The 23,884-nt window shown below is 34.7% G+C and carries 14 protein-coding genes; 9 read left to right on the top strand and 5 right to left on the bottom strand.

What is annotated here, in order from left to right; all coding sequences use genetic code 11:
- The first annotated feature begins 27 nt into the window (after positions 1 to 27).
- Positions 28 to 1,275, top strand: a complete 1,248-nt coding sequence (locus EQG68_RS07660; protein ID WP_164975417.1) for an ArnT family glycosyltransferase — start codon at positions 28 to 30, stop codon at positions 1,273 to 1,275.
- Here the strand turns inward: EQG68_RS07660 and EQG68_RS07655 are convergent.
- Positions 1,244 to 1,927 (bottom strand): cell division ATP-binding protein FtsE, encoded by a 684-nt coding sequence (locus EQG68_RS07655; RefSeq protein WP_129464226.1) that lies wholly within the window; start codon positions 1,925 to 1,927, stop codon positions 1,244 to 1,246. The genes EQG68_RS07660 and EQG68_RS07655 overlap by 32 nt on opposite strands.
- 254 nt (positions 1,928 to 2,181) lie before the next feature.
- Between EQG68_RS07655 and EQG68_RS07650 the strand changes: the two genes are divergently transcribed.
- The 7 genes from EQG68_RS07650 (at position 2,182) to secDF (ending at position 15,639) form a co-directional block, all read left to right on the top strand.
- A complete protein-coding gene (locus tag EQG68_RS07650; RefSeq protein WP_129464225.1) occupies positions 2,182 to 5,196 on the top strand; it encodes a tetratricopeptide repeat protein in 3,015 nt (1,004 codons plus the stop codon).
- Between the two features lie 23 nt (positions 5,197 to 5,219).
- A complete protein-coding gene (locus EQG68_RS07645) occupies positions 5,220 to 6,968 on the top strand; it encodes a TonB-dependent receptor (RefSeq protein ID WP_129464224.1) in 1,749 nt (582 codons plus the stop codon).
- 115 nt (positions 6,969 to 7,083) lie between these two features.
- Positions 7,084 to 7,527, top strand: a complete 444-nt coding sequence (locus tag EQG68_RS07640) for a hypothetical protein (RefSeq protein WP_129464223.1) — start codon at positions 7,084 to 7,086, stop codon at positions 7,525 to 7,527.
- A gap of 176 nt (positions 7,528 to 7,703) precedes the next feature.
- Entirely contained in the window at positions 7,704 to 9,326 is a 1,623-nt protein-coding gene (asnB, locus tag EQG68_RS07635; RefSeq protein WP_129464222.1) for an asparagine synthase B, read from the top strand.
- Between the two features lie 247 nt (positions 9,327 to 9,573).
- A complete protein-coding gene (gyrB, locus tag EQG68_RS07630) occupies positions 9,574 to 11,514 on the top strand; it encodes a DNA topoisomerase (ATP-hydrolyzing) subunit B (protein WP_129464221.1) in 1,941 nt (646 codons plus the stop codon).
- Between the two features lie 31 nt (positions 11,515 to 11,545).
- On the top strand, positions 11,546 to 12,481 hold the full coding sequence (mdh, locus tag EQG68_RS07625) for a malate dehydrogenase (RefSeq protein ID WP_129464220.1): 936 nt from the start codon (positions 11,546 to 11,548) through the stop codon (positions 12,479 to 12,481).
- A gap of 191 nt (positions 12,482 to 12,672) precedes the next feature.
- The gene (secDF, locus tag EQG68_RS07620; protein WP_129464219.1) at positions 12,673 to 15,639 is read left to right on the top strand and encodes a protein translocase subunit SecDF; all 2,967 of its coding nucleotides are present in this window, start codon (positions 12,673 to 12,675) and stop codon (positions 15,637 to 15,639) included.
- Positions 15,640 to 15,931: 292 nt separating this feature from the next.
- Here secDF and lgt read toward each other — a convergent pair whose 3' ends face one another.
- The 4 genes from lgt to folE form a co-directional block, all read right to left on the bottom strand.
- Positions 15,932 to 16,858, bottom strand: a complete 927-nt coding sequence (gene lgt, locus EQG68_RS07615; protein WP_129464218.1) for a prolipoprotein diacylglyceryl transferase — start codon at positions 16,856 to 16,858, stop codon at positions 15,932 to 15,934.
- Positions 16,859 to 16,940: 82 nt separating this feature from the next.
- Entirely contained in the window at positions 16,941 to 17,165 is a 225-nt protein-coding gene (yidD, locus tag EQG68_RS07610; protein ID WP_129464217.1) for a membrane protein insertion efficiency factor YidD, read from the bottom strand.
- A gap of 95 nt (positions 17,166 to 17,260) precedes the next feature.
- Entirely contained in the window at positions 17,261 to 18,742 is a 1,482-nt protein-coding gene (gene cysS / locus EQG68_RS07605; protein WP_129464216.1) for a cysteine--tRNA ligase, read from the bottom strand.
- Positions 18,743 to 18,793: 51 nt separating this feature from the next.
- On the bottom strand, positions 18,794 to 19,465 hold the full coding sequence (gene folE, locus EQG68_RS07600; RefSeq protein WP_129464215.1) for a GTP cyclohydrolase I FolE: 672 nt from the start codon (positions 19,463 to 19,465) through the stop codon (positions 18,794 to 18,796).
- Positions 19,466 to 19,621: 156 nt separating this feature from the next.
- Between folE and EQG68_RS07595 the strand changes: the two genes are divergently transcribed.
- A partial coding sequence (locus tag EQG68_RS07595; RefSeq protein WP_317125515.1) for a PKD-like domain-containing protein occupies positions 19,622 to 23,884 on the top strand: 4,263 nt, incomplete at its 3' end.

The raw sequence follows: 23,884 nt of genomic DNA, 5'->3' as shown, positions 1-23,884 counted from the left end.
AAATTGAAAACTTATTTATATAATTTTATGACACTTTTTTTTAAAAAGTATTCCAATCATTTCCTTTTAGCAGGAATAGGCATGATTAGTTTACTTTTATTAGTTGTATTGTTAGATATACATCAACAAACGCTTATTTTTCCGGATGCTACAAATTACAATGAGTCTGCTACAAATTTATATTGGTATGTACGAGGACATTGTAATCGACCGTTGCTTATGGCAGCCATATATGGTTTTCCACTTGTTTTTGGGGCATCTGAATTCGACTTATATTTAACTGCTCAATTTATAAATGGAGTGTTTTGGTTGATGACTATACTTTTGATGTATGAGATTTTTATTCAGTATGTTTCAACAAAAGTGGCTTTTTGGTTGTCTATCTTATTCATTTGCTTTTTCGGAATTTCATTATATAATTTTCATTTTTTAGCTGAAACTCCTTTTCTTTTTTTTCTGGTTGCTAGCTTTTATTTTTTGCAAAAATACAGGCAGACAAAAGTGTTTAAATGGTTAGTATTTGCACTTTCCATTATAGTTTTGAGTATGTTGATTAAGCCGGCAAGTAAGTTTTTTGCATTGTTAATGCTCCTTTATTTTATTCGTGAACTCATTAGAAATTATACAAAAAAAATTATGATTGTGCTGTATTCTTCTATTGGTTTATGTTTAATTCAAGCTATTGGTATAAAATATCAATTTGGAGATTTTACAATTAGTTATATTGACAGTGTTACTTTTTATAATTATTTATTTTCCAAGGCAGATTGTTACCGAAAAGGAACTGATTTTGATCAAATGAATAATCCAAGGGCAGATTATTTATTTACATTTAAAGTACACGATCAAAAGAAGATTGTAAAAGCTGATATTATTGAACAACTGCAAAACAATAAAATTAATTTAGTAAAAGCATATCTACATAATTTTGTATGGAATACTGCTTCGGCAAATGTTGTTCCGATAACATACTCAAACATCAATAATTCAAAAAGATTTGAAATAACCAAATCATTTCTAATCTGGCTAACTAAATATCAAAATAGAATAATGACTATTTTAGGAATAGTTTTGAGCTTAATTATGATTAGAAAATATTACAAAAAAGATATATTTCTACTTTTTGTAGCAGTTTTTATACTTTACATCATTGGTATTTCCGGAATATCAAGTAATCAAGGAGATCGTTTTCATATTATGACCTATCCATTCACTCTGATTCTTATAGCCAATTATTTAAAATCTAAACCGTTCTTTGCACCACCTCAAAAATAGTGCTGTCTTCACATTTCAACGTTTTGGATGGGAACTTCATAATCAAAGCATAATCATGGGTGCACATGATAATGGTTTTACCATTTTGGTTGATTTTTCGCAATACTTCCATTACTTCAACGCTGGTTTGTGGGTCTAAATTTCCAGTCGGTTCATCAGCTAAAATTAATTCCGGATCGTTTAATAAAGCTCTAGCTATGGCAACACGTTGTTGTTCACCACCGGAAAGTTGGTGTGGCATTTTGTGTAGCATTGATTTCATGCCTACTTTTTCAAGCACTTCATCTATTTTTAATTTCATTTCAGCTTTTTCTTTCCAACCGGTTGCTTTTAAAACAAACTCTAAATTGTCAAAAATACTTCTGTCTGGCAATAATTTAAAATCCTGAAAAACAATTCCAATTTTTCTACGCAAAAATGGAATATCTTTTTCTTTTAATTTGGCTAAATCAAAATCTACAATATAACCTTCGCCTTCTATTAAAGGCAAATCGGCGTAAAGCGTTTTCATAAAACTACTTTTTCCGGAACCGGTTTTTCCAATTACATAGATGAATTCACCTCGGTTGACTTCCAATGAGATGTTTTTTAAAACCATATTTTGTTCCTGAAAAATATTGACATTCTTTAACGAGGCAATTGTAGTAGACATAAAGTATAATTTAAGTGGTAAAAGTACTAAGTTAACGATGGTTTTCAAAATTTTATTTTTTTAAAGTTATAGTTTGGCTGAGATGCTGAGTAACTGAGTTTTAAAATTGGTTATAATTTTTGCTTTTCAGAAAGAGAGGTGTTGGGGGTGAGGATTAACAATTGTTTAAAACCTTGTTCATAATAAACACCTTCATCACCTCGTTACTACATAAAGCAAACCCTAAATTTGTAAATCAAACAAAATCGAATCCCATGCAAAAGAAAAATTGGTTTATTTTCCTAACGTGGTTAGCGGTACACTTCTCCGCATTAGCCCAAAAAACAGAAATTTACACACATGATTTAAAAGAATATAATCGTGCGATAGAATTATACAAAGAAAAACAGTATCAATCGGCCCAAATTATTTTCAAGAAAGTAAGTGAAGAAAAAGCAAGTGATGAAGTACAATCGGATTGTGCCTACTACATTGCCAATTGTGCCATTCGCCTTAATCAACCGAATGCCGATTTGTTGATGGAAAAATTCGTAGCGGATTATCCAACGAGTTCAAAACACAATCAAGCTTACATCGAGGTGGCTCATTATTATTTTGATGAGGGAAAATTTCCGCAAGCTTTACAATGGTTTGAAAAAGTGGATGAAAGCAATTTGACTGCCGGTGAACGTGAACGATTTAATTTTCAAAAAGGTTATGCAAATTTTTCAGGAGGTAAGAAAAAAGAAGCGACAAGCTATTTCAATAAAGTTGTTAATTCTAAAGAATATGGTTCACAGGCAAAATATTATTTAGGTTATATGTCGTATGAAAAAGACGATTACAAAGTGGCCAACGAATATTTTGAACAAGTGGAAGGGGAGCAGAAATACAAAGAAAAAATGTCCTATTACCAAGCGGACATGAATTTTAAACTTGGCAATTTTCAAAAAGCAATCGATTTAGGAACGGCTGCTATGGCTAAAAGCGATGCCATGGAAAAATCGGAGTTAAATAAAATTATTGGTGAAAGTTATTTTAATTTAAAACAATATGACCAAGCGATTCCCTATTTGAAAAATTACAAAGGTAAAAAAGGGAAATGGAGTAATACGGATCATTATCTTTTCGGCTATTCCTATTATAAACAAGGCGATTTTGAAAATGCGATTAATCAATTTAATAAAATCATCAATGGAAACGATGGGGTTGCACAAAATGCCTACTATCATTTAGGCGAAAGCTATTTAAAAACCGACAAAAAACAACAAGCGTTGAATGCGTTTAAAAATGCTTCGGAAATGGAATTTGACCTGAAAATTCAAGAGGATGCTTTTTTAAATTATGCGAAATTGAGTTATGAAATTGGAAATTCCTACCAAACGATTCCTGGGGTTTTGTCAGCCTTTTTAGAAAAATACCCTAATAATCCAAACAAATTAGAAGTAGAAAATTTGTTAATTAATTCATTCATTACTTCAAAGAATTACAAAGGAGCGTTAGAATTAATCGAAAAAAATAAAAACTTCTCCAACAAAGCAGCTTATCAAAAAGTAACGTTTTATAGAGGGTTGGAATTATACACCGATGGCGATTTTACAGAAGCCATGAAAATGTTTAAAAAATCTATTGCCGAACCTAGAGATCCAAAATTTACCGCTCGTGCCACTTTTTGGAAAGGCGAAACGGAATATGTGTTGGATAACTTTGCCGAGGCGATGCTAACTTTCAAACAATTTGCCGGTTTTGCAGAAGCTAAATCAACTCCGGAATATAAAAATATCAATTACAATATTGGTTATGCACATTTTAAGTTGAAAGAATACGAACAAGCTGCAAGCTATTTTCAAAATCATATTGATGCCGTAAAAGAGGATAAAGTACGTTTGAATGATAGTTATTTGCGAATGGGTGACTGCTATTTTGTTTCGGCTAAATATTGGCCGGCTATGGAAGCCTACAACAAAGCCATTGAGTTAAAAGGGGTTGATGCCGATTATGCCGCCTATCAAAAAGCATTGAGTTATGGTTTCGTTAACAGAAATGATAAGAAAATAGAAGATTTGAATACGTTCCTGAAAAGTTATCCAAAATCGCAATACCGAGATGATGTGTTGTTCGAATTAGGAAACACGTATACAAATAATAACAAGTCGGATTTGGCTTTAAAAACCTATGATCAATTAATTAATGAATACAAAAATGGTTCATTTGCTGCGAAAGCCATATTGCGTCAGGGATTAATTTATTACAATGATGAAAAACCGCAATTGGCCATCACAAAATTGAAAAAAGTAGCTGCAGAATATCCGCGGACACCTGAATCGTTGGAAGCAGTAAACACAGCCCGTCAAATTTATGTAGATACCGGAAATGTAAATGAATATGCCGATTGGGTGAAAACATTGGATTATGTGGAAGTTTCCGATGCCGATTTAGATAATACTTCGTATGAATCAGCTGAAAAACAATATTTACAAAACAATCCAAAAGGAGCAATTACCGGATTTAGTAATTATGTCACTCGTTTTCCCAACGGAATTCATTCACTAAAAGCCAATTTCTATTTAGCTCAATTGTATTTTGCAGATGGTTTAGAAAACAATGCGATTCCACATTATGAATTTGTAGTTTCTAAACCAAGAAGTGAATACACCGAACAAAGTTTGGCTCGTTTAACCGAAATTCATCTCAAGAAAAAAGATTATGCCAAAGCCATTCCCGCTTTAAAACGCTTAGAAGCAGAAGCTGATTTTCCGCAAAATATCACTTTTGCACAATCCAATCTGATGAAGTCATATTATGAGCAAAAGGATTATACGAACGCTGTTTCGTATGCCGATAAAGTGATGGCTAATCAAAAAGTAGATGACCGAATTAAAAGTGATGCTCAGATTATCATCGCTCGTTCTGCTATCAAAACCAATGATGAAGTGAAAGCAAAAGCGGCTTATGCTAAGTTACAAACGATTGCAAAAGGAGAATTGGCTGCCGAAGCATTATATTATGATGCCTATTTTAAAAACAAAGAAGGAAAATATGAACCGTCAAATGCCGTGGCTCAAAAATTAGCACAAGATTATTCCGGTTATCAATATTTCAGTGCAAAAGGGTTAGTGTTAATGGCAAAAAATAATTACGCCTTAAACGATAGTTTCCAAGCTACTTACATCTTAGAAAGTGTAATCAAAAATTTTGAAGAATTTACAGACGTTGTCGAAGAAGCTCAAAAAGAATTAGATGCCATCAAAGCCGAAGAATCTAAACGCAATTCATCCATCCAAAACTAATTTATATTACAAAAATGAAAGACATGAAGATTTCAACTCTAAATAAATCCATTGCAGTAATTCTTTTTTTGATAAGCCAAATTGGTTTTTCGCAAAAGAAAGATGAAAACATCGGAACCGAAGTTGTGAATGTAGTGAAACCTTATTCTGCAACCATTTCAGATGCCTTTAAAGTAAAGGAAACGCCCTCTTTAGACGATGATGATAACTCTAAAAAAGAAGAAATTCAGTACAACATTTTTTCTTTTCCGGTTGCCTCCACATTCACACCGGCCAAAGGAAAAGCGGCAGGTGTAGATAAACCGAAAAAAGAAAAATTGTATAATAATTATGCAACACTTGGATTTGGAAATTATGCAAGAATAGTGGGTGAATTATTTATCACCGAACAATTAAGCCGAAGTGATTATGTTGGCGGAATGTTGCGTCATCATTCTTCTCAAGGCGGAATTGAAGAAGTGATTTTAGATGATAAATTCTATAATACTTCGTTGGATGTTACGTATGGAAGTCAACAACGCAATTTCAATTGGACCGCTGATTTAGGGTATCAACATCAAGTGTATAATTGGTACGGAATTGATCAAAATTATTTTAATCGAGATGAAGTTTTTTATAATGAAATTGATCCATCACACACCTATCACAACTTTTATTTAGGTGGAAAAATTGGTATGGAAGATAGTTTTTTCACAGGAGCCAGTTTGAAATTTAATCGTTTTTGGGATAATTTTGGTTCTGCTGAAAATCGTTTTTTGATAAAACCTTCATTTGAGTTTGATATCATGGAAGTTGCCGTAAAAACCAATGTTATTGTTGATTATGTTTCCGGAAGTTTCGAACGCAATTATTTTGATTTGAATGAAATTAAATATGGTTTCACCAACTTTGGGTTAAATCCATCCATTTCTTTAACGCAAGATGATTGGGCTTTTGATATCGGTGTTTCACTTTTTTACAGTGCTGATTTAGAAAATAGTGACAGTAAGTTTTTTATCTACCCAAACATTACTGCTTCCTATAAATTAGTAGGCGATTTGATGATATTTTATGCCGGAGCCGATGGAAATTTACAACAAAATTCGTACCGTGAGTTTACCAACGAAAATCCATTTTTGTCACCCACTTTATGGGTAGCACCTACCAGCAGACCGTATGATATTTTTGCCGGTTTAAAAGGAAAATTAGCCGGAAATATCAGTTATAATGTTCGCGGTTCATTCATGCAGGAAAATGATAAAGCTTTATTCAGAAACAATGCGTTTCCGTTGGCTTTAGATCCTGCTTTACCAACTGATGTTGAGCCTTATGCTTTTGGAAATTCATTTGATGTAGTATATGATGATGTAAAAACAGTAAGCTTTTTCGGAGAAGTAAAAGCCGATTTGTCTAAAAATATTTCAGCCGGAATCAATGGAACTTTCAGAAGTCTTTCTGCAAAAAATCAGGATGAAGTTTGGAATTTACCATCCATCACTTTTGGTGCCAATGTAGATGCAAACATTACCGAAAAATGGTATGCTGGTCTGAATTTATTCTTTGTTGGAGAAAGAAAAGACCAAGTTATTATACCAGATTTTTCAACTTTTACTACAGTTACTTTAGATAGCTATTTTGATGTGAATGCTCATGTTGGTTATAAATACAACGAACGTTTGACTTTGTTTTTAAGAGGAAACAACTTATTCAATCAATCGTATGAACGATGGATGAATTTCCCTGCACAACAAATTCAAGTGGTGTTGGGAGCGAATTATAAATTTGATTTTTAAGTTTGTTTAACCGCAAACAAAGATTTTCACAAAGAGTCCGCAAAGTTTTAAATGAACCTTGCGGACTTTTTTAAACTCAGCCTCTCAGCAACTCAGCCTCTCAGCAACTCAGAAAATGAAACCAAAAATCACCCAACACTATTCCAATTTCCTCCAATCCAAAATCGATTCACTTCGACAAATGATTGCTGATTTAACCGAAGATGCCAAAAACGATGCCAAAGGTTCAGCCGGTGATAAACACGAAACGGCTCTATCAATGATGCATTTGGAACAGGAAAAACTCAATCAAAAACTGAAAGAAGTTATGGAAACAAAATCCATTTTTGATTCCATTGATTTTGAAAAAAAGCTGGCTAAAGTAACAACTGGAAGTTTGGTTTTAGCTAACGATATTTATTTTCTGATTTCCGTTAGTTTGCCAAAAGTAGAACTTGATCAAAGAACGATTTTTGCCATTTCTCCGCAAGCACCCTTAGCTCAAATGTTGATGGGATGCGTTGTAGGCGACCAAATTTCACTCAATAATGTAGCATACAAAATTCAATCCATTTCATGAAATTTAAAGATTGTAATTGAAAATAGCAGGATTTGAGATTTTAAGTTTCATTTTTTCGGTAAAATAATTTTTATAGTTTTAAATTATAATCAAATATAGTTTTTGTGTTTAAATAAATAAACATAATATTGATTTTTGCTTCATCAATTAAAGTATAATTAGTAAAGCAAAATAGTATGTGTGGAATATTAGCCATAATTGGAAAAGGAAAAGATGAATCATTGGTTCAAGAATTGTCTAAACGAATGTCGCACCGCGGTCCGGATGAAAGTGATTTGCATGTGACGGAGAATGGACACATTTTATCCCATGAACGTTTATCTATTGTTGATTTGCATACCGGTAAACAACCAATTCAAGGAACATCATCCGCCTGGATGATTCATAATGGCGAAATTTATAATCACCAAAAATTAAGAGACGGAATTTTAAATGACCATACATTCAGAACCACTTCGGATTCCGAAGTAATCGTGCATTTGTATGAAAAGTTTGGTTACGATTTTTGTGACATGCTTGATGGAATGTTTGCATTTGTGGTGATAGACGGAGATGATTTTATTGCCGGTCGTGATCCACTAGGAGTAAAACCGCTTTATTACGGTTTGGATGAACGTGGAAGAATGTATTTTGCTTCCGAAATGAAAGCCATAGCCGATCAATGTAAAACATTTTCCACTTTTCCTCCGGGACATTATTACACTGAGAAAACAGGATTTGTAAAATATTACCAACCCAAATGGGAAGATGAAACTTTAGCAGTAGAAGAGTTGGATTTAAAAGCCATTCGGGAAACTTTATCTGAAAGTGTTCGCAAGCGTTTGATGAGCGATGTGCCAATTGGAGTATTACTTTCCGGCGGATTAGATTCTTCGTTAACCTCTTCCATTGCTTCTCGTTATATGAAAGAAATGGGCAAAACATTACATTCCTTTTCAATTGGTTTAGATGCAGAAGCTCCGGATGCACAAGCTGCCCGAAAAGTAGCCGATTTTTTAGGTACGCAACACCATGAAATTCATTTTACCATCGAACAAGGAATTGAAATTTTAGATAAATTGATTTGGCATTTGGAAACCTATGATGTCACCTCCGTTCGAGCGAGTACACCCATGTACTTTTTGTCAAAAGCGATTACCGATATGGGAATCAAAGTAGTGCTTTCGGGAGAAGGAGCTGATGAGATTTTTGGTGGGTATTTATATTTTAGAAATGCACCAAGTGTTGAAGATTTTCAAAAAGAAACCATCGAACGAGTACAAAAGCTATTTACAGCCGATTTACTGCGTGCAGACAAATCGACGATGGCTCACGGACTGGAGGCAAGAGTTCCGTTTTTAGACAAAGCCTTTTTGGAATTGGCTATTAAAGTAAAACCGGAAGAAAAAATGCCCTCAACGTATGATGGAATTGAAAAATACATTCTTCGAAAAGCATTTGACACACCGGAACAACCGTATTTACCGGAAGAAGTATTATGGCGTCAGAAAGAGCAATTTTCAGATGGAGTAGGGTACAACTGGATTGATACGTTAATCGAATACTGTTCCGGCCAAGTTACGGATGAAGAATTTGAAAAAGCAGCAGAATTGTTTCCTTATAATACTCCGATTACAAAGGAAGCGTTCTTTTATAGAAGAATTTTCCACAAACATTTCCCACAAATTGCAGCCGCTCAAACGGTGCGAAAATGGATTCCGAAATGGCAAGAAAACCAAGACCCGAGCGGAAGAGCGAATGCCGCTCACGTTAAGGCCGATACAACCATTGCAAAAATTAAAATCGATATACCGGTATAAAAGTTTTAAGATTGAAGTTTAGTTTGTTTGTTAAAGGCGTTCTCGTTGTGGGGAACGCTTTTTTTTGGTGTTAAAAGTTTCATTAATTATCAAATTGTCTGTTTCGAATACTTCTTAAAAATACAGATAAAAAATCAACAATTTGTTAATAACTTATCTTCTTTGTGATGGTGTTATGATAGAAAATCCCTCACAATTCCGTATATTTGCGTGTTTGACAAAAAATACATTTTAGCATTAAATTTATATGAGCGAAGAAATCAAAAAGAATAGTTATTCAGCAGATAGTATTCAGGCACTGGAAGGAATGGAGCACGTGAGAATGCGTCCTTCCATGTATATTGGAGATACCGGTGTGAGAGGTTTGCACCACTTGGTTTATGAAGTAGTGGATAACTCGATTGATGAGGCGTTGGCCGGACATTGTGATACCATCACTGTTTTTATTAATGAAGATAATTCCATCACGGTAGAAGATAATGGACGTGGAATTCCGGTCGATATTCACAAAAAAGAAGGTGTTTCGGCTCTTGAGGTGGTTATGACCAAAATTGGAGCAGGAGGTAAGTTTGACAAAGATTCGTATAAAGTATCCGGTGGTCTTCATGGGGTTGGAGTTTCTTGTGTGAATGCACTCTCTGACCATTTGAGAGCAACTGTCTTTAGAGACGGAAAAATATACGAGCAAGAATACGAACGCGGAAAAGCATTATATCCGGTAAAGCAAATTGGGGAAACAACCAAACGTGGAACTCGGGTAACTTTCAAACCTGATACCACTATATTTACTCAAACTGTTGAATATTCATATGATACCTTAGCAGCTCGTATGCGTGAGCTTTCCTTTTTGAATAAAGGAATCACGATTACGATGTGTGATAAAAGAAATTTGGATGATAAAGGTGAATTAGTCACTGAAACGTTTCATTCAAAAGAAGGATTGAAAGAATTCGTTAAGTTTTTAGATGGAAACCGTGAGCCAATCATTTCGCATGTGATTAGCATGGATAATGAAAAAGGCGAGATTCCTGTGGAAGTGGCATTAGTTTATAATACGAGTTATTCGGAAAATATTTTTTCGTATGTAAACAATATCAACACACACGAAGGGGGTACGCATTTGCAAGGTTTCCGTATGGGATTAACGCGTACATTAAAAAAATATGCCGACAGTTCAGGTCTATTAGATAAATTGAAATTTGAAATATCAGGGGATGATTTCCGTGAAGGATTAACGGCTATTATTTCGGTAAAAGTTGCAGAACCACAATTTGAAGGACAAACAAAAACCAAACTAGGAAACCGTGAAGTTGTTTCTCCGGTAAGTCAGTCGGTTGCGGAAATGTTGGAGAATTATTTGGAAGAAAATCCAAATGATGCAAAAATTATTGTGCAAAAAGTAATTTTAGCAGCACAAGCCCGTCATGCAGCGAAAAAAGCTCGTGAAATGGTGCAACGCAAAACCGTTTTAGGCGGTGGTGGATTACCGGGTAAACTATCGGATTGTTCTGAACAAGATCCAGAAAAATGTGAGATTTTCTTAGTCGAGGGAGATTCTGCGGGTGGAACAGCAAAACAAGGTCGTGATAGAGCATTTCAGGCAATTTTACCGCTTCGTGGTAAGATTCTGAATGTGGAGAAAGCAATGCACCACAAAGTGTTTGAAAACGAAGAAATAAGAAATATATTTACGGCTTTAGGTGTAACTATCGGAACGGCTGAAGATTCAAAAGCATTAAATTTAGAAAAATTAAGATATCATAAAGTAGTCATCATGTGTGATGCCGATGTGGATGGTAGTCATATTTCTACATTAATTTTAACGTTCTTTTTTAGATTTATGAAAGAGTTGATAGAAAACGGTCACGTTTATATCGCAACACCTCCTTTATATTTAGTAAAAAAAGGAAATAAAAAAGAATATGCTTGGAATGATGATCAACGGGATATGATTAACCAACGAATGGGAGGTTCTGCAGCCATTCAACGTTATAAAGGTTTGGGAGAAATGAATGCCGAACAACTTTGGGAGACTACTTTAAATCCGGATTTCAGAACATTACGTCAAGTTACAATTGACAGTTTAACGGAAGCAGATAGAATTTTCTCCATGTTAATGGGTGACGAAGTACCGCCTAGAAGAGAGTTTATTGAGAAAAATGCAGTTTATGCTAACATTGACGCATAAACCAATTAGATAATTATTAAAAATTAATAAAATGAAAGTTACCATTGTAGGAGCAGGTAATGTTGGTGCTACATGTGCCGACGCAATTGCTTACAGAAGAATTGCCAGCGAAATAGTTTTGTTAGATATCCGTGAAGGTTTTGCAGAAGGCAAAGCGTTAGATATTATGCAAACACAAACCACACTAGGATTTAATACTAAAGTTTCGGGAAGCACAAATGATTATTCTAAAACAGCCGGTAGTGATGTGGTTGTCATTACATCAGGAATTCCAAGAAAACCGGGTATGACACGTGAAGAGTTAATCGGAATTAATGCCGGAATTGTAAAATCAGTAGCTGAAAGTTTATTGCAACATTCGCCAAACGCCATAGTAGTAGTGGTTTCAAACCCTATGGATACCATGACGTATTTAACCTTAAAAGCAACCGGTTTACCTAAAAACAGAATCATCGGAATGGGTGGAGCATTAGATAGTTCGCGTTTCAAAACGTATTTGTCACAAGCGTTAGATAAACCAGCCAATGATATTCACGGAATGGTAATTGGTGGTCATGGCGATACAACCATGATTCCTTTGACTCGTTTAGCCGCTTATAATGGGGTTCCCGTTTCTGAATTTTTATCTACTGAACGATTAGAGAAAGTTGCTGCCGATACGATGGTGGGAGGTGCAACGTTAACGGCTTTATTAGGTACATCTGCTTGGTATGCTCCGGGAGCTTCTGTGGCTTATTTAGTGGATAGCATCTTGAACGACCAAAAGAAAATGATACCTTGTTCTGTCTTGTTAGAAGGAGAATACGGACAAAGCGATATATGTATCGGAGTGCCATGTATTATTGGTAAAAACGGAATAGAAAAAATTGTCGCTATTGACTTAAACGATGAAGAAAAAGCAAAATTTGCCAAAAGTGCTGATGCAGTTCGAGCAATGAATGCAGACTTGAAATCGGTTTTAGCTTAATTTTTTTTACTTTATATAGAAGAGACTGCATTTTTGCAGTCTTTTTTTTGAGATTAATCCATAAATTAATTGGTTAATCCTATTCATAATTATATATTTGCACGTTTTATAAAATCGAAAAGAAGGAGATTTTTTCTTTTTGCTTATAAATCAAAACCTTAACCAACAAAAATTAATTAATTCGAGTAATAATGCAGAGTAAAGGACTTATTAAATTTTTCGCAATTTTATTTGCATTGGTATGTATTTACCAACTTTCATTCACTTTTGTGGCCAATAAAGTTAAATCGGATGCCAAAGCTTTTGCCGGAGATGATGTAGCTAAAGAAGCTAAGTATTTAGACTCAATCGGTAGAGAAAAAGTGTTCAGCTTAGGGTTTGCAGATTACACCTATAATGAAGTTAAAGATAAACAAATCAACAAAGGGCTTGACCTTGAAGGAGGAATCAATGTTATTCTTCAAATATCAGTTAAAGATATCTTAGTTGGATTATCTAATGATTCACAAGATCCGGTTTTTAATAAAGCTTTAGCTGATGCAACCAAAAACATCAAAGGAAATCAAACGTATATGGATGCCTTTTTTGAAGCGTTTGATGCAGAATCTCAAGGAAAAGTAAAATTGGCTTCTCCGGATGTATTCTTTAACAAAAATTTAGACGGAGAGATTGATCTTAAGATGAATGATGATCAAGTAAAAGCCGTTATCAAAAGAAAAGTAAATGAGTCAGTATTAAGTGCTTTTGAAGTACTAAGAAAACGTATCGATAAATTTGGTGTAACTCAACCAAACATTCAGCAATTAGGAGAAACCGGTAGAATTTTAGTAGAGTTACCGGGAGCTAAAGATGTTGATCGTATTAAAAAATTATTACAAAGTACAGCTCAGTTAGAATTTTGGGAAACACATAAATTTGAAGAAGTTGCACCTTACTTAGGTCAATTAAATGAAGCTTTGAAAGCGACAGAAGTAAAAGTTGATACAAAAGAAACCGTGAAAACAGGTATCGATACTTTATTAACCGATGCTACAAAAGATTCTTTAGCGAATGCTAAAGGAAACAATCCTTTATTTGATAAAATGTTGTCATATGGTGGTGGTCCTGTTTTGGGGTATTTTGCTCCCAAAGATACTGCAACAATTAACGATTATTTAAATAGAGAAAGTAGTAAAGCTTTATTATCTCCTGAAATACGTTTTGCACGTTTTGTATGGGGAAAACCAACTACTATCGATAATGAGAAAAAAGAAAAAGTTGATGCAGTAGAATTATATGCTTTAAAATCTGACGGAAGATCTGGAAAACCCGCTATTAGTGGTGGTGTTGTGGTAGATGCAAGAGATACTTTTGATCAATTTGGAAAGCCTGCTGTTTCTATGCAAATGAATGGTAAAGGAGCTAAACAATGGGAAGAGTTAACCGGTAAAGCATTTACTCAGAAAAGTAGTATTGCGATCGTTTTAGATAATGTTGTTTATTCTGCACCAGGCGTTTCTTCCGGACCAATCCAGGGAGGTAACTCTGAAATTTCAGGAACTTTTACAATTGATGAAACCAAAGATTTAGCAAATGTATTGAGAGCCGGTAAATTACCTGCAAAAGCAGATATCGTTCAATCAGATGTAGTTGGACCTTCATTGGGACAAGAAGCAATTGATAACGGGATGTTATCTTTCCTTATCGGAATGGCTTTGGTTGTGTTATGGATGATTCTATATTATGGTAAATCCGGAGTATATGCTAACATTTCCTTGTTAGTAAACATTCTTTTCATCTTTGGAATTTTAGCAAGTTTAGGTGCTGTCCTAACGTTACCCGGTATTGCCGGTATCGTTTTAACCATTGGTATGGCAGTAGATGCGAACGTAATTATTTTTGAAAGAGCAAAAGAAGAATTGGATGCGGGTAAAACATTAGAAGAAGCTGTGAACTATTCATTCACTTGGAAAGGTGCGATGTCCTCTATTTTCGATGCGAATATTACAACCGCTTTAACAGCTCTAATTTTATTAGTTTTCGGAACAGGTCCAATTAAAGGATTTGCCACTACATTATTAATTGGTATTGGTACATCATTATTTACTTCAATATTTATCACTCGTTTGTTTTTAGATTGGAGTGTTAGAAATAATCAAAACCTAACTTTTTCAACTCCAATGACACACAATTGGTTTAAAAATATGAATGTTGATTTCTTAGGGAAAAAGAAAATTGCTTATGCCATTTCAAGCGTGCTTGTAATTGCTTCTTTAGTTTCATTGTTTTTTGTAAACGGTTTAAATCAAGGGGTTGACTTTGTGGGTGGACGTACTTTCCAAATCAGATTTGATAAAGAAGTTGTGGCAAGTGAAGTTAGCTCAGCATTGACAAAAACATTCGGAACTAATGTTGAAGCCAAAACTTTTGGTAGTGGCAATCAATTAAAAATAACTACAAAATATAAAGTTGATGAAGAAAGTGAAGGAGTAGATGAAGAAGTTAACAGAAAATTATTTGATGGTTTAAAATCTTATTTTCCATCTACTAAATACAAAGAATTTGTAACCAACTATGATGGAAAAGAGATTGGTATTTTACAAGCTTCAAAAGTAGGACCAACTATTGCAGAAGATATAAAAACAAATTCTTATTGGGCTGTATTAGGTTCGCTTTTAGTTGTTTTCCTTTATTTATTAATTAGTTTTAGAAAATGGCAATTTTCTCTTGGTGCGGTTGGTGCTGTTTTCCATGATGTAATCATTGTGTTAGGAATCTATTCTTTATTCTGGAAAATTTTGCCTTTCAACATGGAAATTGATCAAGCATTTATTGCGGCTATTTTAACGGTAATTGGTTATTCTTTGAATGATACAGTAATCGTTTTTGACCGTGTTCGTGAGTTTTTAGGAACGCATGAAGAAGGTACTTTTAATCAAGTTGTAAATAAAGCACTGAACACAACCATTAGTAGAACAATAAATACTTCGTTAACCACTTTAATCGTTTTGTTTGCCATCTTTATTTTAGGAGGTGAAACGATTCGCGGATTTGTTTTTGCTATTTTGGTTGGTATCTTGGTTGGTACCTATTCTTCCTTATTCATTGCAACACCAATTATGGCGGATACGGTAAACAAGCAAGAAGAAAGAAAAAGAGCTTTGAAGAAAGAAGCGTAGTAAATTTAATTTGCTTATAATTATAAACCCGGCTTAGGTCGGGTTTTTTTATGGTTATTACTTTGAAATCTCAACGTATTAAAAAATGGTAATAACGATTTGAATAAAGAATTGAAATGACAAAATAAGTTTTCCATAAGATGAATCAAATCTTTTTTTTAATACCTGTGGGGTTTAAATTAATATGTAGTATTTCACAATTACATATCATTTCAAGAAGCTACTATTTGCATTTAATTCAATAAAAAAACCGACTCTATGAGTCGGTTAGTTTAAAATTATAAATAATAAATTATACTTTCTTCGGTCTAAAAATAAAATACAACCCAATCAAAATAAATGGAATACTTAACCACTGTCCGGTTGTTAAGGCATTAAATAACGTATACTTTTCAAATCCACCTTGGCTTGCTTTTACAAATTCAACAATAAAACGAACCGACCACAGTAATACCATAAACATTCCGAAAAGTAATCCTTCTTTTTTTCTGGCTTCTGTTTTCCAATACATAAAAAACAAAATTAGAAATACGAATACATAACCAAATGCTTCATATAATTGCGATGGATGCAAAGCCGGAACTTTGTCTAATAAAAAAGCATAATCCGGATTTTCAGAAATCGCTTTATAGGCTTCTTTTGGATTGGCTATTTTTGTATTTAATACAGCATCTTTTTTACTGTAAAAATCTTGAACAAATTTTATTCCGAAGGCTGAATCCGTTTCATGCCCTACAATTTCCGAATTAAAAAAATTCCCTAAGCGAACAAAGATTGCTCCACTCGCGACTGGGATTACCACACGGTCTAAAACCCATAGCAACGATTGTTTCATGATATTTTTACTAAAATAAATCATAAACAAAATAATTGCAATTGCCGCACCATGACTTGCCAAACCGGAAAACCCCGTAAATTCAAATTCAGGTTTTGTACGAATAGGCAATAGTATACTTAAAGGATCTTCGCGAAATAACTCAGATTGATAGAAAATTACATGTCCTAATCGAGCACCAATTAAAGTTGCAATAACGGTGTAAATAAACAAACTGTCTAATTTTTCCAATGGCTCATTTTCTCTTATAAAAATGTATTTCATGATGTACCATCCCAATGCAAAAGCAACGACAAACATTAAACTATAAAAGCGAATTGTGAGCGGACCAATTTCAAATCCTTCAGAGGGATTCCAGACAAAAGCCAAAAATGATGTAACCATAAATATGTTATTTGACGTAAATGTAAACGAATTTCACAGAACTTGCAATTTCGAACATGTAATTAATTCTTAAAAAACGTTATCAAGGAACCGGATCATAACCACTTTTTCCCCATGGATGGCATTTAGAAATACGTTTTAAAGAAAGCCAAATTCCTTTTAAAACACCATGTTTTTGGATGGCCTCTGCAGAATAATGTGAGCAAGTTGGTTCAAATCGACAAGTGGCGGGAGTTAATGGTGAAATCACCGCTTGATAAAACCGAATCAGAAAAATAAAAGGAAGCTGAATTATTTTTTTTAGCATTGATTTTGATTTCTAAAGAATATACTGATTCAATGGCAAAGTGATTTCATATGTTATTTATTCAATCTGAAACTTGAAACTTGAAACAATTCTAACTAATTCACACTAAAACTCGTTCCATCCTTCCCATCTTTCAACTGTATTCCAACAGACAAAAGTTGATCGCGAATTTGATCTGAAAGAGCAAAATCTTTATTCGCACGAGCTTCGTTTCGCATTTGAATCATTAAATTCACCACACCATCTAATTTTCCTGAATTATCATTTGCATTTTGTTCATTTGTAATTCCCAAAACATCAAAAATAAATCCCTTTAAAGTAGCTTTCAATTCATTCAAATCATTCTCATTAATCGTTTCCTTACCATCATTTATTAGATTCACAAAACGAATTCCTTCAAACAATTGGGCTATTAAAATTGGTGTATTAAAATCATCATTCATCGCCTCATAACAGCTTTTTTTCCAAGCCAAAATGTCCAAAGTAGAGGAGGAGCCGGTTTTTAATTTATCCAACAACTCCATGCCTTCCATCAATCGATTGAACCCTTTTTCGGAACCAACAATGGCATCGTTAGAAAAATCCAATACACTTCTATAATGAGCTTGAAGCATGAAAAAACGAGTCACATTTGGCGAAAAAGCTTTACTTAAAATTTCATTTTCACCACTGAAAATTTCATTGGGTAAAATATAATTTCCGGTTGACTTTGCCATTTTTTTTCCATTCAAAATCAACATGTTGGCATGCATCCAAAAGTTCACCGGACTATGACCCGTACACGCTTCGTTTTGTGCAATTTCACATTCGTGGTGAGGAAATTTCAAGTCCATTCCACCTCCATGAATATCAAACGTTTCGCCTAAATATTTTGTACTCATCGCTGTACATTCCAAATGCCAACCGGGAAAACCAATTCCCCAAGGTGAAGGCCAACGCATGATATGTTGCGGCTCAGCTTTTTTCCATAAGGCAAAATCTTGTGGATTTTTTTTATCCGAAACACCGTCTAAATCACGTGTGTTGGCAATCATATCTTCGATATTACGACCACTTAATTTGCCATAATGATTCGTTTCGTTGAATTTTACTACATCAAAATAAACCGACCCATTTGATTCATAAGCAAATCCATTGTCAATAATTTTTTTAATAATCTCCTGTTGTTCAATAATATGACCGGTAGCAGTAGGCTCAATACTAGGAGGTAGAAAATTTAATTTGTGTAAGATGGTATGAAAATCAACGGTATAACGTTGCACAATTTCCATGGGTTCCAGTTGTTCAATGCGGGCTTTTTTGGCAATGCGGTCTTCTCCTTCTTCAGCATCATTTTCCAAATGGCCGGCATCGGTAATATTTCTAACATAGCGAACTTTGTAACCCAAATGAAGAAAATAGCGAAAAATCACGTCAAAACTCATAAAAGTTCTTACGTTTCCAAGATGTACATTGCTGTAAACCGTTGGACCGCAAACATACATCCCAACGTTTCCTTCGTGAATGGGTTTAAAAACTTCTTTTTCACCCGAAAGTGAATTGTATATTTTTAACGTCTGATTTTCGTATAATTTCATTACTATTTCTAAATTTTAACTCCAAACTACTTTCTATCAACTTCCTACTTCCTAAAACTTCGTATCCAATTTAATATAATCTAAAAACTCTCTTCGCACTTTTTCATCTTTAAATTTCCCACCAAATTCAGAGGTCACCGTGCTGCTTTCAATATCTCTAATTCCTCTGGAATTAACACACAAGTGTTTAGCATCAATCACACACGCCACATCTTCTGTATTTAAAGCTTTTTGTAATTCTTTTACAATTTGCATCGTCAATCGTTCTTGCACTTGTGGACGCTTTGCAAAATAATCAACTATACGATTCATTTTTGATAAGCCAATTACCTTTCCACTCGAAATGTAGGCTACATGAGCTCTTCCCACAATTGGAAGCAAGTGATGTTCACAGGTTGAATAAAGTGTTATGTTCTTTTCAACTAACATTTCACCATATTTATAACCATTCTCAAAAGTAGACGAACTGGGTTTTTTTGAAGGATTTAATCCACCAAAAATCTCTTTGACAAACATTTTAGCTACACGATTTGGAGTACCTTTCATACTGTCATCGGTTAAATCCATTCCAAGGGTGGATAAGATGTTGGCTACATCTTTTTTAATTAACTCAATTTTTTGCTCATCAGTTAACTCAAATGCATCTTTTCGCATGGGATTATCCACAGAACTACCAATGTGGTTGTCACCTAAATCATCGGAAAAAGTATCGTTATTATTCATTAAATTTTTATATAAATCAATAAAGTAGTAAAGTCTGCAAAGATAAACAAAACATAGAAATTTTTTGACATAAATAAATGAATTGTAAAAAATAGAAATTTTAAGATAATAATAAGTTAAAAATATGTAAATTTCGGGCTTTAAAAAATTCAAATTATGAATAAAAGAATACTATTTTCCTTATTTAGTTGTTTTGTAATCAGCTTTTTAAGTGCTCAAAATTTAATACCAAACGGAGACTTTGAGCAAGGAAACGGAATTGGTTTCCAATCCGATTATAATTTTACTAATCCGGGAGCCGGACAAGCAAATAGTGTTCCTAGACAGTATGCCATAATTAACAATCCTTTTTTACTAAACACCAATAATTTCATCAATTCCGGCGATTATTCAACAGGAACCGGATTAATGATGGTTTGTGATGGTGCTTCAGGTCAATCCGAAGTGTTTTGGAAAACCAACGGGGATATTTTATTGGAAGCCGGACAAACCTATCGTTTTAGATTCTTTATTCGCTCAGTCAACAATACCAATCCACAACCTGAAATTGGATTTAGAGTGATGGCCGCTGCCGCAACCTATTTCAATGGTAGTTATACAGTCACTAATCCTTCAACAGGTTGGCAGGAAGTTAGTTTTGAATATACCGTTTCTGAACCGGGTGCTCCTTTTCGAAGATTTGAATTATTTAATATTAATCAAAGTACCGTTGGTAATGATTTTGCCATTGACGAAATTATTTTAGAACGTTTAGAACCTTTAGATATTAATTTTTCATCCATTAATATATCTTGTTTTGGTGCTAATGACGGATCTATTGTTGTTTATGGACAAGGCGGTACTCAGCCGTATACTTCTTTTTCTATTTCAGGACCTGTTAATCAAACCAATACAACCGGAGTTTTTATAGGACTTCCTGCAGGGAGTTATTCAGCCTCTGTTACTGATTCAGATTCAAATACAGCAACAACAACCGGGATAATTATTACAGAACCAAATGATTTGACAATAACTCCAAATAGAACGATTTGTTTAGGTGAATCTGCCACATTAACAGCTTCAGGTGCAGATGATTATATTTGGACAGCTGTACCGGCTGATCCATCAATTGCAGATCCAACGAGTGCCTCAATAGTAGTTAGTCCGGACGTTACAACTACGTATACAGTCAATACAACTACTGTCACACCTCTAAATCTAATTTTTAATGGTGATTTTTCGTTAGGCAACACCGGTTTTACAAGTGATTATCAATACTTAGATCCTGTCAATCCGGTTGGGGTGCAAGGTGCCTATGCAGTGGTTACTAATTCACAATCGTGGTTTGCCGGTTTTTCTAATTGTACTGATAATACAACAGGAACCGGAAATATGTTAGTAGCTGATGGTTCAATTGCAAATTCAGGGAATGATAGTGTTTGGTGTCAAACTGTTCCGGTAACCCCAGGGCAAGATTATACATTTTCGTATTGGGTTCAAACCGTTGCTACGCCAAATCCTGCGAATTTAGAGGTATTGATTAATGGTGTTTCAATAGGTTCTAATCTAGCTCCTTCAACTACTTGTGGATGGGTGCAAAGAACTTACACATGGAATTCCGGTGCAGCGACCATTGCAGAGATTTGTATCTACGATAGAGTTATCACATCGGCAGGAAATGATTTTGCTATCGATGATATCGAATTTGTAACCGATGTTACTTGTAACCTTACTAAGACAGTTACAGTTACTGTACAATCCATTTCTGCAACAGCAGCCTTTACAAGTGGAGATGTGACAGGATGCCCGGGGCCTACTGTATTAACATTCAGTGGAACACCCAATACAAATGTAACAGTATCATCTAGTTCTGGAGCATTTTATAATATTCCAATAAATGCTGCAGGTACTGCTTCTTTTACAACACCTTTTTTAACCACCACCACCACATTTACGTTAATTAGTATTTTTCAAAATCCTCCGGGATGTACTGCTCCACTGACAGATAGTGTAACTATTACCATTAATTTAAATGGTTGTGCAACTGTTACTGCAGGTGGAGTTGATTTAGGAGATGCTTCTTCAGCTCAAATTTGTGAAGTTGGAGAATGTGTTGATTTATCAGCTTCTTATGTGGATTTAGGTTCTACTACACAATATACCATAAGTTCAATTGATTACTGTCCGCAAGCTGCTTACAACGATCCTACCTACAATCCTATTAATTTAGCAACAGATGATGTTTGGTCTAGTACTATTAATTTACCATTTAATTTCTGTTTTTTTGGTAATTTATATACCTCTTGTCATGTTGGATCAAATGGAACTATTTCTTTCGATCCAGGTATTGTTCCTAATGGAGGTAGTCCATGGAATTTACTTGGGTTAACAGTTCCAAATCCTGGTTTTCCAATTAGAAATGCAATATATGGTGTTTATCAAGATACAAATCCGGCTTTAGGTCCATCTCCAAATGAACGTTTTGCTGGATGGAAACTAGAAGGAACTTATCCTTGCCGAAAATTAATTGTAAACTTTTTCCATTTTGGTCAATTCCAATGCGGACAAGGTGTAGGTCTTCAGACGTATCAAATGGTTTTATATGAAGTTTCAAATATAATTGAAGTTTATATTGAAAGTCGAACACCTTGTAATACATGGAACAATCCAGCCGGAGGAGGAGTTGTCGGTATAATGAATCAAGCAGGTACTTTAGGGTATGTGCCACCAGGTAGAAATACTAATACGCAATGGTCTGCATTCAACGAAGCATGGAGATTCACGCCTTCCGGACCATCAGCAACAACCTTTCAATGGTTAGAAAACGGATTACCTTTCAGTACTGACTTATCAATCACCGTTTGTCCAACAGTTACTTCTACTTATACTGCAGTGGCAACTTACAACCAATGTGGACAAATTACAGAAGTAGAAAGAGATTTTTTGGTTGAAGTATTTCCGGATAGTGGAGCAGATCCTAATGATTTGAATGAATGTGAAAATCTTTTTGACCTTACTGAAAATGATGCTGTAATGATTGGAAGTGGAGATCCGTTTGCTTTCAGTATTGGCTATTTTATAACCGAAGCAGACGCTGAATTATTGTTGAATCAAATTCCTAATCCTACAGATTATGTAGCCATCAGTAATCCTCAAACTATTTATGCAAGTGTTTTAGATTTTAATACTGGATGTAATCGTATAAAAGAGTTTGTAATTCAATGGAATTCATGTGATTTAGATCCAAACGCTTCTGATTTGGTTTTATGTGATGAAGTGACGTTAAACGATAATTTTGAAATTTTTGATTTAACCCAAAATGATGATGATGCCTTAAATGGATTAGATCCTACTTTATATACTGTTACATACCATACCAATCAAGCCGATGCTAATGTTGGAGCAGCACCAATTGTTCCGGCAAATGCTTATAATGGTACCACTGAGACAATATATGTTCGAGTAGAAGAGAATGCTAATCCTTCTGCATTTGGAACAACTACGTTTAGTTTAACAGTTAACCCAAGCCCTTCAATTTCAGATATTCTTGTTGAAATTTGTTCTGAAGATTCTTTTAGTGTAACACCGGTTACAGCTGGTGTAGATTTTGTTCCAACCGGAACTACTTATACATGGACGGTTTCAGCTTCAGCCGGAATCACGGGAGCTGCAGATCAAGCTGTTCCCCAAACATCTATTAGTCAATCCTTGACCAATACAACTGATGCTACGACGCTTGTAACCTATACTGTTACAGCTTCTACAGGTGCAGCTCCTAACATTTGTACCGATACATTTGATATTAATGTTGTTGTTAATCCTAAGCCAAGTATTTCCGACTTTTCACCATCCATTTGTTCCGGTCAAGTCTTTACAGTAAATCCAACAACAAATGGAACAGATTTAGTTCCTGTTGGAACAACTTATACTTGGACAGTTGTAGCTCCGGCAGGAATTACCGGTGCTTCCGATCAAGTTATTCCGCAGGCAAGTATTAGTCAAACACTTACAAACACTACCGAGGTTGAGTTGGATGTAGTATATACAGTAACTGCTTCAGCAGGTACTGCTCCTAATATTTGTTCGGATACTTTTACCATTACAGTAAGGGTTAATCCTTTACCGATTATTAATGATAAAGTATTATCAATTTGTTCCGGAGAGACATTTAGTGTTGTTCCGGTTACCGCTTCACCAGAGATTGTACCCACCGGCACTACTTACACATGGACAGTTTTATCACCGGCAGGTATTACAGGAGCGTCGGATGAGGCTACAGCACAAACGAGTATAAGTCAGACATTAACCAATACAACCACTGCTCCAATAGATGTAGTTTATACAGTAACGGCTTCAGTTGGTACCTCACCGAATATTTGTACAGATACTTTTACAATAACTGTCACGGTAAATCCTATTCCAACAGTAACGGTCAATAGC

It is taken from the genome of Flavobacterium piscinae (genome assembly GCF_004122145.1).
GTDB lineage: Bacteria > Bacteroidota > Bacteroidia > Flavobacteriales > Flavobacteriaceae > Flavobacterium > Flavobacterium piscinae.
Note: the sequence above shows the minus strand (reverse complement) of the source record. Positions and strands in the feature narration are given on the sequence as shown.